Origin of the sequence: Mycobacterium sp. E3198 (assembly GCF_001667015.1) — a bacterium.
In the GTDB taxonomy this organism is placed as follows: domain Bacteria; phylum Actinomycetota; class Actinomycetes; order Mycobacteriales; family Mycobacteriaceae; genus Mycobacterium.
Genome location: NZ_LZIS01000153.1, coordinates 1 through 13,358 on the forward strand (window position 1 = coordinate 1; position 13,358 = coordinate 13,358).

10 protein-coding genes and 1 pseudogene are annotated in these 13,358 nt (G+C 72.1%); 3 read left to right on the forward strand and 8 right to left on the reverse strand.

The window, feature by feature from the left end:
* The 5 genes and pseudogenes from A5673_RS29160 to A5673_RS16690 all read right to left on the reverse strand — a co-directional run.
* Nucleotides 1-865: pseudogene (locus tag A5673_RS29160) on the reverse strand (hypothetical protein); the annotation flags it as partial.
* A 133-nt stretch (nucleotides 866-998) separates the two neighbouring features.
* Nucleotides 999-2,252 (reverse strand): aminodeoxychorismate synthase component I, encoded by a 1,254-nt coding sequence (locus A5673_RS16675; protein WP_068234498.1) that lies wholly within the window; start codon nucleotides 2,250-2,252, stop codon nucleotides 999-1,001.
* 33 nt (nucleotides 2,253-2,285) lie between these two features.
* Entirely contained in the window at nucleotides 2,286-3,188 is a 903-nt protein-coding gene (locus A5673_RS16680) for an RNA polymerase sigma-70 factor (protein ID WP_068234501.1), read from the reverse strand.
* On the reverse strand, nucleotides 3,185-4,372 hold the full coding sequence (locus A5673_RS16685) for an NAD(P)/FAD-dependent oxidoreductase (protein WP_068234503.1): 1,188 nt from the start codon (nucleotides 4,370-4,372) through the stop codon (nucleotides 3,185-3,187). Before A5673_RS16685 ends, A5673_RS16680 begins: the two co-directional genes overlap by 4 nt.
* An 87-nt stretch (nucleotides 4,373-4,459) precedes the next feature.
* Complete coding sequence (locus A5673_RS16690; RefSeq protein WP_068234506.1) at nucleotides 4,460-5,254, reverse strand: FkbM family methyltransferase; 795 nt, start codon at nucleotides 5,252-5,254, stop codon at nucleotides 4,460-4,462.
* Between the two features lie 183 nt (nucleotides 5,255-5,437).
* Between A5673_RS16690 and A5673_RS16695 the strand changes: the two genes are divergently transcribed.
* Nucleotides 5,438-7,303 carry a bifunctional diguanylate cyclase/phosphodiesterase gene (locus tag A5673_RS16695; protein WP_068234509.1) on the forward strand — a complete coding sequence of 622 codons (1,866 nt, stop codon included), beginning with the start codon at nucleotides 5,438-5,440 and terminating at the stop codon, nucleotides 7,301-7,303.
* Between the two features lie 5 nt (nucleotides 7,304-7,308).
* On the forward strand, nucleotides 7,309-8,997 hold the full coding sequence (locus A5673_RS16700; protein WP_068234512.1) for a hypothetical protein: 1,689 nt from the start codon (nucleotides 7,309-7,311) through the stop codon (nucleotides 8,995-8,997).
* Here A5673_RS16700 and A5673_RS16705 read toward each other — a convergent pair.
* The 3 genes from A5673_RS16705 to A5673_RS16715 are packed head-to-tail and all read right to left on the reverse strand — an operon-like array spanning nucleotide 8,980 to nucleotide 13,144.
* The gene (locus tag A5673_RS16705) at nucleotides 8,980-10,113 is read right to left on the reverse strand and encodes a glycosyltransferase family 4 protein (RefSeq protein ID WP_068234515.1); all 1,134 of its coding nucleotides are present in this window, start codon (nucleotides 10,111-10,113) and stop codon (nucleotides 8,980-8,982) included. The two genes, A5673_RS16700 and A5673_RS16705, sit on opposite strands and share 18 nt — an antisense overlap.
* Nucleotides 10,110-11,591, reverse strand: a complete 1,482-nt coding sequence (locus A5673_RS16710; RefSeq protein ID WP_068234518.1) for an O-antigen ligase family protein — start codon at nucleotides 11,589-11,591, stop codon at nucleotides 10,110-10,112. The genes A5673_RS16705 and A5673_RS16710 overlap by 4 nt, the downstream gene beginning before the upstream one ends.
* Nucleotides 11,588-13,144 (reverse strand): polysaccharide biosynthesis tyrosine autokinase, encoded by a 1,557-nt coding sequence (locus tag A5673_RS16715; protein WP_068234521.1) that lies wholly within the window; start codon nucleotides 13,142-13,144, stop codon nucleotides 11,588-11,590. Before A5673_RS16715 ends, A5673_RS16710 begins: the two co-directional genes overlap by 4 nt.
* Nucleotides 13,145-13,176: 32 nt before the next feature.
* Here A5673_RS16715 and A5673_RS29165 point away from each other — a divergent pair, with 32 nt between their 5' ends.
* Nucleotides 13,177-13,341 (forward strand): hypothetical protein, encoded by a 165-nt coding sequence (locus tag A5673_RS29165; RefSeq protein WP_156748307.1) that lies wholly within the window; start codon nucleotides 13,177-13,179, stop codon nucleotides 13,339-13,341.
* Nucleotides 13,342-13,358 lie beyond the last annotated feature (17 nt).

Sequence of the window (13,358 nt, forward strand, 5' to 3'; positions counted from 1 at the left end):
CGCGCCGTCCCGCATCGCGTCGAGCAGGCCGGGCACCCGGGCGGCCTCGACCCGGTCGTACAGGCTGACCAGCCGGCATCGCAGGCAGCGGGGGCGCCGCCGGGAGCGCGGGTGCGGCCGGCAGCGCGGGCAGGCCCGCCGGGAGCCCCGCCGGGACCGACGCCAACACGGCGGGGATGGCCGCGGCCGCGCCGGGGACGGTCGCCGCCGCGGCGGGCAGGGCCGCGAGGCCGAACCCCGGGAGCGCCGGGATGCCGACTCCCGGGACGCCCAGGGTGAAGTTGGCGGGCAGCAGGCCCGCGTTCTTGAGGTAGACCAGCGCGATGGCGGCGGTGCTCAGGCTGGCCACGGCGCCGGTTCCGATGCCGACGACGCTGCCGCCCACGCCCACGACGCCCTGCACGACGGACAGCGCGACGGCCGCGCTGTTCGGGATGGCCGCGGCGGCCGGCAGCCCGGCCAGGGCGGGCAGCACGAGGTTGGGGTCCGGAAGCCCGGCCAGGTCGCCCACCCCGGGCGCGCCCACCGCGGGCACGCCGCCCACGGGCGCCCCGCCGATTCCCGATGAGCCCATCCCGGGCACCGCGGCGGCCGCGGGGCCACCCGGTGCCGGCGGGGCGCCGGGGCCCGTCACGTTGGCCGCCTGCTGGAACGGCACGGGCGGAGCCTCCGCGGCCTCGGCGCCCGGCCCCGACGGCTTCGGCGTCTCGGGCATCAGGACAGATGCCACCTTCTCGCATCCCGCCCCGCCGTTGGTGCATGGCCCGGCGGCCGGCAGCGGCGCGCTGACCGAGGTCAGAGGCGTAACCGCGAGCGTCCCACCCATCAGGGCGGACGCAGCGGCGCCCAGGACGGCGATTCTCATGACGGCCCCCTCAAGCTGTCGACACGCGATCGGCGCGGGTCAATCCCTGAAGCTTAGGACGACCGGGCAGGCGGCGTGGGGCATTATCCGAAATTCATGGCCGGGCCGCTGAGGTTTCACCCAACCGACCGCTTCAGCCCACCGAGGCCGCGGGCGCGACGGACGGTAGCCCGACGATCGGGGCGGCCTTGTGCAGGCACTCCTCCCACTCGGCGTCGGGATCGGAGTCGGCGGTGATCCCGCCGCCGACGCCCAGCACGGCGCCGCCCCGGGCGTCGAACTCGACCGTCCGGATCGCGACGTTCAGCTCGGCGCCGGCGATGGGTGACGCCAGACCAATTGTGCCGCAGTATATTCCGCGCCGATGCTGTTCCCATTGCGAAATCAGTTGCCGGGCACGGTGTTTCGGGGTTCCGGTGACGGAGGCGGGGGGGAAGGCGGCGTCCAGCAGCGCCGACGTCGGGAGCTCGGCCGGCACCCGCGCCGACACCGTGGAAACCAGGTGCCACACTCCGGGCGCGCGCCGCACGACCAGCAGCTCGGGGACGGTGACGGTGCCGACGACCGCGACCCGGCCGAGGTCGTTGCGGACCAGGTCGACGATCATGATGTTTTCGGCGACCTCTTTGGCAGACGCCCGCAGCGCCGACGGCCACGCGTCCAGCGGCAGCGTGCCCTTGATGGGGCTCGACGCCACGACCGTGCCGCGGCGCCGCAGGAAAAGCTCCGGGGACAGCGATGCCACCGCACCCCAGGGCCCCGCGACGTAGGCGGCGCGGGCCGGGGACGTCCGCGCGACCCCGTCGACGAAGAAGTCCAACGGGGCGCCGGTCAGGAAGCCGGTGAATTGGGTGCATACGCAGGCCTGATACACCTCGCCGGCGCGGATGGCCGCCAGGCAGGACAGGACCCCGCCGCGGTGCGTCGCGCGGTCGGCGGCGCCCCAGTCGATCCGGCAATCGCGCGGCCGGCCCGGCCGGGCCGCCAGCGCGGCGGTCAGCCACCGCGGCATCGGGGCGCCGGACAGGCTTTCGTACCACCACTGCCCGTCGCGGTCGCGGCGCAACACGCAGTCGGTCCAGCCGCCGGCGGCCTCGGGGATCCGGTTGCCGCGCCCGTCGGCGCCGGGATCGGGGTAGGAGAGGTAGCCGACCCAGCCGCCGCCCACCGCCTGCGAATCGGGCGCCGGCGCGGCCTGTGGGACCGCGAACGCGTCGCCGGCGTCCACCGGCCGCGCCGCCAGGCTGGGCGCGATCACGGCCAACGCCCCGAACCACTCGCCGGTCAGCGCGGCCGGCGGCGGCAACCCGAGCCGGGCGGTGGCGTCGCCGACGGCACGCAGCACCCCGGGCGCGGCGCCCAGGTCGCCAAGCCGGTCGATTCGCACCGACCTAGCTTGACAGAGCGGCACGCCCGCCGCTCAGCCGCGGCTGATGTCACGGGTGCTGGCCAAAGCCGCCAGCTTCTGCGGGTTGCGCATCACGTAGAAGTTGGTGATCTTGCCGTCGGAAATCTCCAGCGTGATCACCCCTTCGAGCTGGTCGCCGAGGTAGAGCAACACCGCCGGGGCGCTGTTGCAGGTGACCATGTCGACGCGGACCCCGGCCATGGCCGCGGCCCGGCGCATCAGCCCGGCGACGGCCCGGGCCACCCGGTCGGCGCCGACCACCGGCCGGCGCGCCGCGCTGACGATGCCGCCGCTGTCGGCCGTCCAGGTGGCGTCGGGCGCGAGCATCGACATCAGCGCTTCGACGTCACCGCCGGCCGCCGCGGCCAGGAACTGGGCGGTGATCTCGGCGTTGCGATCGGGGTCGTTCGCCTCGAACCGTTTCCGCCGCGCCCGCACGTGTTCGCGCGCGCGGTGCGCGACCTGGCGCACGGTCGGCGCCGGTTTGCCGACCGCCTCGGCGATCTCGCCGTAGTCGAAACCGAACACCTCGCGCAGCACGAACACCGCCCGCTCGTCGGGACTCAGTGTTTCCAGCAAGACCAGCATCGCCATCGAAACCGATTCCGCCAGAAGGACATCGGCCGAGGGATCCTGGTCGTCGAGCAGCAGCGGCTCGGGCAGCCACGGCCCCACGTACTCCTCGCGGCGGCGCGCGTCGGCGCGCAGCGCGTTGAGCGCCTGCCGGGTGACCAGCTGGGCGAGGTAGGACTTGGTGTCGCGCACGCCGCCCAGGTCCACGCCCGCCCAGCGCAGGTAGCTGTCCTGCAACACGTCGTCCGCCTCGGTTGCCGAGCCGAGGATCTCGTAGGCGATCGTGAACAGCAACGGTCGCAGCAGCGTGAACCGCTCGGCGTGCTCGGACGCAGCCGTCATGGCAACGCGACCCGCTCGTCGGCCGGCGACTGCGCGAGCCGCCTGCCGCCCTTGAACCAGAAGTACGAGCCCGGCTTGGCGGCCTCGCGGCGGATGGCCCAGAGCGTGCCCTTGCACACCGTTTCCTTCACCGAGGCCGCGAACCGGCCGCCGAGGTACAGCTCGACCGGGGTGTCGTCCTTGCGGGCGAGCTGAACGGTCGCATGCGAGCGCCCCAGGCTGATGCACTGGCCGGTGAACGCCTGGTCCAGCGGCGCCGGGGTTTCGCCGGCGATGCGGCTGAGCACGGTGTTGGCGGCCTGGGCGCCCAACGGCCCGGCGGCCTGGCAGCTCATCCGCAGCGGCTGGCCCGACGGCGCGGCCGCGTCACCGGCGGCGACGATGCGGGCGTCGTCGATGCTGGTCAGGGTCTCGTCGGTGAGCAGCCGGCCCGCCGCGTTGGTGCTCAGCCCGCTGCGCGCCGCCAGGTCCGGCACGGTGAACCCGGCCGTCCACACCGTCGCCGCGCTGGGCAGCACGGCGCCGTCGGACAGCGCCACCGCGTCCCAGCGCACCTCGGTGGCGGACACGGATTCGAGCACGTTGACCTCGAGGCCGCGCAGCTGCTTGGCCACCGAACGCCGCCCGCGGCGGCTGAGCGACGGGCCGAGCAGGCCGCCGCAGACCAGGGTCACCGGGCGTCCCAGCTCGGCCAGCTCGGACGCCGTCTCGATGCCGGTCAGGCCGCCGCCGACGACGGTGATCGGCGCGGCCAGCGGCAGGTCGGCCAGCGCGTAGCGCAGCCGCTGCGCGCTTTCCAGGTCGGCGACCGAGTGCGCGAACTCTGCCACCCCGGGCACCGTCGAGGGCAGCGCCCCGGTGCTGCCGACGGCGTAGATCAGGTAGTCGTAGTCCAGTTCGGCGCCCGAACCCAGCACCACCCGCCGGTCGGCGGGCACGATGCGCTCGACGGCGTCGACCGTCAGCCCGATGCCGTCACCCAGCAGGCTGTCGTAGTCGGCGAGCGCGGCGCCGGTGTCGGCGACCAACTGGTGCAGGCGGATCCGCTCCACGAAGACCGGGCGCGGGTTGATCAGGGTGATGTCGACCCCGGCGCGCCGGCGCAGGTGGTTGGCGGCCAGGGTGCCGGCGTATCCGCCGCCGACGACGACGACGTGGGTGCTTGGGGCGGCCGGATCGGTCATGTCTGTCTCCTACTCTCACGGGACTCTTGCCCTTGAGACACCGGAGCCCGGCGGGGCGTGACAGTCACGGCGCGACTGTGAGCTGTCTCACTGCCCCGTCGGGACGAAGACGAAGTTGTTGACGTAGACGCCCCGGGCCGCCCAGCCGTCCTGGATGCCGCCAATGTTCGCCGGGTCCTGGTGGGTGGCCGCGTCGAACTCTTCGATGGGCCGCCGCCCGTCGCCGCCGTCGAAGTAGCCCCGGTAGCCGAGCCCCGTCAGCAGCTCGGTGATCGCGGCGACGGCGCCCCGGTGATGGCGTTCCTCGGCTTCCACCAGGACCGCCGGCCGGTTGCGGGCGAGGGTGTCCGTGGCGCCGCGCAACACGGCCAGTTCGTGGCCCTCGACGTCGATCTTGATCATTCCGACGTCGTCGAGGCCCAGGTCGTCGACTCGCTTGACCGGCACGTCGATGGTGCCGACCGTGCCCCCGTCCGCGTCGCCGAGGGCGTTGGCCGTGTCGATCGTGCTGCGGCCCGGGTCGGATTCGACCACGCGCATCGTGGTGACGCCGGGCCGGTCCGACAGCGCCACGGCTTCCACCCGGACCGCCGCGCCGACCGCGTCGAACATCGCCGCCAGCTCGCGGGCCTGAGCCGGCCGCGGCTCGAACGCGATCACCGAGCGCGACGACGCCAGCATCGCGATGCTGAATTCGCCGACGTCGGCCCCGATGTCCAGCGAGACGCGGTCGGGATTGCACAGGGACGCAACCAGTTGCACGTCCGGGCGGGACTCGCCCAGCCGCCGCAGGATGCGGAATTTGCGCCGCCAGAACAGCCGTGGCGCCAAGGTCTTGGCCGCCGGTGCGAGCCGACGTTTCGCCGAGCGTGCGACGGACATTTGTGGGTTCCTTATCCTCGTTGAGCGCCAGGCGTGACCGGGGCTGAGCCGGGTCGCACATGATACGCTTCGCAGCAATTCGTGACCTGCCCCGGGCCGAATACAGCCACCGCGAAAAATCCTTGATTTGGGCCCCTGACAAGGCCAAGCCCAGCTGGGACACGTGCCCGATCGGAGGAGTCCTTGCCGCGCAGCCTGGATCTCGTCGTCACCTCCGTCGCCACGCAGCTGATGGAGGCGACCGGGTCCACTGCGACCCAGGTGAGTGAAAGGGTGCTCGCCCAGCTCGTCGAGCAGTTCAATCTGGACGCCAGCTTTCTGCGCCATCACGACCACGACATCCGCGCCTCGGTGTTGGTGGCGGAGTGGCCGCCGCGCACCGACATCCCGGACCCGGATCCGATGGCCGTCGTCCACTTCACCAGCGCCGACCCGGTTCTCGCCCAGTGCGAGCACGGACGGAAGCCGGTGGTGATCCGCCCGGAGCAGAACAACCGCGCGTTCGGGCGCCGGGCGGGAGGGGCCAAGCAACCGGCGTCGCCCTCGGTGGCGGCCGCACCGCTGGTGTCGGGCGACACCACCACCGGGGTGCTCGGCTTCGTCAAGAACGGCGCGCGGAAGTGGAAACAGGAGGAGATCAACACCCTGGAGGCGGTCGCCGCGCTGTTCGCGCAGCTGCAGGCCCGCATCGCCGCGGAGGAACGACTGCGCTACCTCGCCGAGCACGACGATCTGACCGGCCTGTACAACCGGCGGGCGTTGGTCGCGCACCTGACCGAACGGCTCGCGCCGGGCAGCCCGGGGCCCGTCGCGGTTTTGTACCTCGATCTGGACCGGCTCAAGCCGATCAACGACTACCTCGGCCACACCGCCGGCGACTGGTTCATCCGCGTTTTCGCGCAACGCATTCGGGTGTGCGCGGGCGGCCAGGCGATGATTGCCCGGCTGGGTGGCGACGAGTTCGTCGTCATCCCGGACCAGGCGATGTCGACGGGGACCGCGGAGTCGTTCGCGCGCCGCCTGGGGACCATGCTGCGCGAGCGACTGGCGATCGGCGGGCACATGATCACCCGGACCGTGAGCATCGGGCTGGCGGTGGGCATGCCGGGGCGGGACAACAGCACCGACCTGTTGCGCCGGGCCGACGAGGCCGTGCTGACCGCCAAGCGCGGGGGCGGCAACCAGGTCGCGCTGTCCACCGACGACATGTCGCTGAAAAGCGCCTTCCGCAACGACATCGAGCTGCATCTGCAGGGCGACATCGACAGCGAAGCGCTGCTGCTGCACTACCTGCCCGAGGTCGACCTTTGGACCGGCGCCATCGTGGCCGCCGAGGCGCTGGTCCGCTGGCGGCACCCGATTTGGGGCCTGCTGCTGCCGGATTCGTTCATCGGGGTGGCCGAATCGACCAACCTGGCCGGCGAGCTGGGCCGGTGGGTGATGCGCAGCGCCTGCGCCGAATTCAGCCGGTGGCGGGCCAACGGCATCGGGCAGAGCGCCGTCCTGCGCATCAACGTCTCGCCCATCCAGCTGATCACGCGCGGCTTCGTGCGCAGCGTCGCCGACACCATCGAGGAGTTCGGCATCGACGGCGGATCGGTCTGTCTCGAGATCACCGAGCGGGCCGTCGTCCATGACATCGAAACCACCCGCAAGACGCTGCACGAGCTCAAGGAGGTCGGTGTCCAGATCGCCATCGACGACTTCGGCACCGGCTATGCGGTTCTGTCGCACCTGAAGTCGCTTCCGGTCGACATGCTCAAGATCGACACCGGTTTCGTGCGCGACCTGGGCACCAATGCCGGAGATCTGGCCATCGTCCGGGCGATCATCGGACTGGCCGAGGCGTTCGGCCTGCAACTGGTCGCCGAGGGAGTCGAGACACCCGCCGCCGCACTGACTTTGATGCAACACGGCTGCCACCGCGCGCAGGGCTTCCTGCTGTCCCGGCCCGTCCCGGGCAACGCGATGGAAGCGCTGCTGGCCGCGCGGTGGATGCCGATGCCGTTCCTCGCCGACCGCGAGGCGCTGTCGTTAGGCGCGATCTAGCCCACATGTTTCGTTCGTCGAATCGAAGGGGCAAACGGGCCCTCGCCGCGGTCATCGCGGGCACGGCGCTGCTGCTGAACGGGTGCGGCGGGCATCCCAATCCGGGCCCGCTGTCCGCGATGGTCTTTCCGGCCATCCCGCCCACCGTTCAGGAAATCGCCAACCCGCTGCGCGGCCAGTACGAGGACTTGCTGATTCCGCTTTTCCCGCAAGGCAATCCGGCGCAGCAGCGGTACCCGGCGTGGCCGGCGTCCTACGACGCCAGCATGCGCATCTCGTGGCGGCAGTTGCAGCCGACCGACCCGCGCACCCTGCCGCCGGACGCGCCCGACGACCGCAAGTTCGACTTCAGCGCGATCGACGACGCGCTGACCAAGCTGGCCAACCGCAACATGCGGCTGACGCTGCGCGTGTACGCCTACAACTCCTGTTGCAACGACACCTATCCCGACAACACCAACATCGCGATCCCCGACTGGATGCGGTCGGCGTCCACCCCGTATCCCGCGCCGGCGAACAGCCCCACGCCCGGGGTGACCCAGGTGGTGCCGAGCTGGAACGACCCGAATTACCTGAACGCGTTCTCCCAGCTGCTCGCCGCCCTGGGCCGACGCTACGACGGGGACGAGCGCCTGTCCGTGTTCGAGTTCTCCGGGTACGGGGATTTCAGCGAGAACCACATCGCCTACCTGCGTGACGTGTTGGGCGCGCCCGGTCCCGCGCCCGACGAGAGCAACGCGATGCTGGGGTATTACAGCCAGTTCCGCGATCAGAGCATCACCACCGATTCGATTCGGCAGCTGGTCGCGGCGAACGTCAACGCCTTCCCGCACACGCAATTGGTGGTCACGCCGCAGAACCCCGAGATCGTGCGCGAGCTCCTGGCCGACGACGTGACCAAGAAACTCTCGGCGCCGGTGGGTGTCCGCTCGGATTGCCTTGGCGTGCAGGCGCCCTTGCCGGCGTGGGCCGAATCCAGCGACTCGCAATACGTGCGCAGCAACGACGCCGTCGTGGGCGCGCTCAAGCAGCGCATGGCGTCCGCCCCGGTGATCACCGAGTGGTGCCAGCTGCCCAACGGAACCGACCCGCGGTCCTACTACGAGAAGGGCCTGCACGACGTCGTCCGGTACCACGTGTCGATGACGTCGAGCGTCAACTTCGCGGACCGCGAGTCCCGCTCGGCGATGGACCCCGGGCTGTTTTTGCTGTGGGCCCAGGCCAATACCTCGGCGGGCTACCGGTATTCGGTCGAGGGGCGCCCGGGCTCCCAATCGCTACAGGGCAAGGCGGCGACCATTTCGGTCGTCTGGACCAACTACGGCTCGGCGGCCACCACCGAGCAGTGGGCGCCCGGGTACAAGCTGGTGGACTTCTCCGGGACGGTGGTGCGCAGCCTGCCGGCGACGGTCAACCTCAAGACGTTGGTGAGCGACGACACCGGCTCCACCCGCGAGGAGGCGGTCCCGGCGTCGACGACGGAGACCGTGCGCATCGACCTGAACGGCCTGGCGCCGGGCCATTACACGCTGCGCGCGTCCGTCGACTGGCAGCAGCACAAGCCGGGCGCATCGCACGTGGTGAACTACGCGCCGATGGCGTTGGCCCGCGACGGCCGCGACGGCGCCGGACTGTATCCGATTGCCACGCTGGACATTCCGCGGGACTCGACGATATCAGCGAACGGGCAGTGATTTCAGCGACGTCTCGCGCCCCGGCGCGGCCGCGCCCGCCAGGCCGGTCCACAGCCGGGCCAGCGAGTCGTACCAGCGCCGCAGCGCGAAGTCGCCGGCGCGGGCGCGCGCGGCGGCGCCCAGCCGCGCGCGCAGGGGATCGTCGGTGACGAGCGCGCTCAGCGCGTCGGCGATCTGATCCGGCGAACCCGGTTGCACGACAACGCCGGTGACGCCGTCGGTCACCGCCTCGCCGATGCTGCCGACCGTCGTGGTCACCGGCGCCAGCCCGTACGCCATCGCCTCCAGCAGCGCCATCGGCAGGCCCTCGTCGCGGCTGGGCAGCAGGAAAACGTGCGCGGCGCGCAGCAGTTCGTCGCGGGCCGCCGCATCGAGCCAGCCGGTCACCCGGATGGTGTCGCCGAGACCGGCCGCCGCGACGGCGGCGCGCACGTCGTCGACCTCGCCGTCGCCGGCCAGGGTCACGCGCAGCCGGCGGCGAACCGTCTCATCGAGCGCCCCGACGGCCGAAACGATGTCGTAGCTGCCCTTGCGCCTTCCCAACCGGCCCAGCGCCACCGCGTGCACGAGGTCGACACCCGATTGGGCCACCGCGGTTTCCGGGATGCGGACGGCGTTGTGCAGCACGCTGATCCGGCCGTCGGGCACCCGCAGCCGGGCGGCGTACTCGTCGACGTGGCGCTCGCCCAGCACCAGCCAGTGATCGGCGACGAGCATCCGGCGCACCGTCGTCCGCGCCGGTGCGGGCAGCCGGTCGAACCAGCCACCGAAGTCGTAGCTGTGTCCGTGCACCACGGCCGGCACGCCGGCCAGCCGCGCCGCGGCCAGCGGCACTGCCTTGCGCAGCACGCTGCCGCCCTGGGCCAGGTTCGCGTGCAGCACGTCGGCGCGGCCGCGCAGCAACAGCCAACTGGCGCACAGCATTCCGCGGATGCCCACCAGCAGTCTGGCCGACCGCGACCGGTCGACGTAGGTGGGCACCACGGCGACGCTGATCCGCTCGTCCGGATGCACGGCCATCAGGGCGGCGACCGTCGCCATGCCGCCGCGGCTGTCCGCCGCCGCGGGCGCCGGCCCGATCACCAACACCCGCACCGGATTCCGGCTCGCGCTCACCGCGCGGCCCCCGCGAGCGAGGGCATCGGCTCGGTGGCCGGCTCGTCGATGTCGGCCGGGGTGCTCGTTCGGCGCCGCAGGCGCGCGAACGCCAGGGCCGCTCCGAGCGCCATGCCCAGCGTCATGGCGTTGGCCGGGTCTTCGGGCAGCGGGTCGACGACGCACATCACCAGCAGACCGGCGGAGACCGCCGCGGCGGCCGACGCCGGCGCCGACGCGCTGCGCAGCGCGGCGACCACCGGCGTCAGCGCGAACACCGCGAACGCGGCCATGCCGACGGCACCCGATTTGGCCAGCCACCACAGGTAGAAGTTGTGCGAATAGGTGGTGCCCAGTGTGTTGGTGAACTCGTCCGGGTCGTTGCCGAACGGCTCCTGATACGCGTAGCCCAGCCCGTGGCCGAACACCGGCGCCCCGGCGATGGCCCGGTTGAGCTTGGCGTCCTCGGCCAGCCTCGCCAGCGTCGAGGAGTCCACGGCGAGCGCGTTGCTCGAGACGCCGCCGAGCACCCGGTGGCTGAATCCGGTGATCTGATCGCCCAGCCACTCGCCGGCCGTCGAATGCTGCAGCAAAAACAGTGCTCCCGGCACCGCCACCGCCAAGATCCCGGCCGCGGTTAGGGCCAGCCGCGCGGCCCGCCGCAGGGACGACCACCCCAGCGTGGCGACGAACGCGACCAGCGCGGCGACCCCGAGGGCGATCAGGGTGTTCCGGGAGAAGGCCAGCACCGAGACGATCAGCGCGGGCAGGCCCAACGCGAGGTACCAGATGGGCGCCAGCCGCCCGACGATCTGCGCCGCCACCAGGGCGGCCAGCACCGCGATCGCCGGCGTCAGGGTGGCGGTGATGACGCGGGTGGCCGTGTCGCCCGTGTCGCTTTGCAGGCTTTCCAGCCTGCCCGCCAGGCGCAGGCCGCCCGAGGAGCTGAGGACGGCCATCGCCGCCGAGAACCAGAGCGTGATCACCATCGCGTGGATGGACAGCTTGACGTAGTCGCCGTACACGATGACGAGCGCCAGGATGAACCCGCCGACCATCTCGAGCAGAAAGGTGGCCTCGCGCACGATGATTGGCGCGGAATGACCGGTCGCGAACCCGACCGCGGCGAAGTACGCCACGATCATCACGAACATGCCCGGCAACAGATACTCCGAGAAGCGCAACCGCACGGCCGGCAGCGCGAAGCAGATGGCCAGCGCCAGCGCCACGTGGTAGGCGTTGATGGAGACGGGGCCGATCACCTTGGCGACGTGCAGGCCCTGGGGCAGCGCCGCGAACGCCAGGAACAGCGCGACGCCGATCATCGTCGCCGGCCTCGTCCAGTAGATCACCAGGCAGAACGACAGGCCGATCAACATCACCCCCTGGGTGGTGTTGCGCACGGACAGCACGCCGAAGACGAAGCAGCCCAACGCGAATACCGCCAGGACGGCTCCAGACATCGCCAGGCGGTGCCGGCTCCGCAGGTACAGGATCACGCCGGCCGGCCTACCTTGGTCCGGTAGGTGCGGGCCGCGGCCCGGGCGTGCCGGGATATCCGCGCATCGGTCAGCACGGTGCCGACGACGTCGGCGCCGGCGGCGCGCAGCGCGGTGAGCGCGTCGCTGAGTTCGTCCTCCGTGGTGCGCCCCGCGCGGACCACCAGCACGGTGGCCTGCACCGCCGCGGCCAGCAGCCCGGCGTCGGCGGTCGCCAGAACCGGCGGGCCGTCGACCACCGTGCGGTCGAAGCTGGCCGACACGTCGGCCAGCACCTTGTCGAGGACCTCCGGCAGGTAGGCGCTGCTGGGCAGCGTGTCCCGGCGCACCGCGCGGGCCGCCAGGACGAATAGCCCCGGAATCGTCGTCGGCTTAACGGCTTCCGTCGCGATGTCGGGGTCGGACAACGCATTGCCCAGCCCCTCTCCCGAGTCCACCTTCAGCAGGCCGGCGATCACCGGTCGGCGCGTGTCGCCCTCGACGAGCAGGGCGTCTTCGCCGGATTCGGCGAACGCCCGCGCCAGGTTGACCGCCGTGGTCGTGGTGCCCTCCCCGCCGAACGGCGCCGTCAGCAGCACCCGGCGCGCGCCGGGTTCCATCGCGCGGAGCAGGCGCGCCCGCAGGCCGCGCACCGCGTCGTCGAACGAGATGTCGGTGCCGAATCGCGGTGCGTTGCCGCGCCTTCCGGGCAGCTCGGCCAGGGTCGGCAAATTGGAGAGGCGTTCCAGCTTCGCGCGATCGCGCACGGTGCGATCGGCGGCCTCGCGCGTCAACGCCACCCCCGTCCCCAACAGGAGGCCGGCCGCGAGGCCCATGGCCATGTTGCGCACCGGGACCGGCTTGATCGGGCTGTCCGGCACGCCCGGCTGCTCGATCACCGTCGCCCTGGCCATCGGCGTATTCGGGGCAACCTGCGGCGGCAGCGCCTGCGGCGTGGCCACCTGCGCCGGGGGCGCTGGCGGGTCCACCGTCGGGGTGTCGCCGCCGGCTTGCGTGGCCGGCGGGCCGTCGGTGTCCGGTGCCGTGGGCACCTGTGTCGGGCCCTGGGTCGGGGGCGCCTGCGGCGGTGGCGCCTGCGGCGGCGAGCTGTTCACCAGTGCCACCGGGTCTTTCGGATTCATTCCCAACGTGCCGACGATCCCGGTGAAGGTGTCGGCCATCGCCTTCGCCAGCGCGGCGGCGCGGTTCGGATCGGTATCCGTGACGGAGATGGTGAACAGCGTCGACTTCGGCGTGTACTCCACATGCGTCTCGCTGGCCAGCGCGTCGGCGCCGATGGGCAGGTGGAACTGCTTGACCGCGCGCTCGGCGACGGCGTGCCCGCCGGCGATCGCCGCGTAGGACGACAACCGCTCCTGGGCGGCCTGGGTTCCCGAATACACCTGGGCCAGGTCGGTCTCGCCGGAAAACGAGATGAGGACGGTGGCCGACGACTGGTAGCTCTTCGTCTGGAGCGCGGTGACGGCGGCGGCCCCCGCGAGGCAGGCCAGCAGCGCGCCCACGAACAGCTTCCAGTGAGCCGTCAGCGTCCGGACAAACGTGCGGAAATCCATGAACTAAAACCCTTCCCGGCGCCGGCCGGCGCGTGCGAGCTCCCGCGCGCCGAGCGGCGGGCCACTACGCGCGGCGCTGCTGCGGCGACGCGGCCGCGGACCGCCTGCTCAACATCCTCGCCGAGGTGCGGGCCGCGCGCCCGCCGCTCGGCGCGCGGGAGCTCGCACGCGCCGGCCGGCGCCGGGAAGGGTTTTAGTTCATGGATTTCCGCGC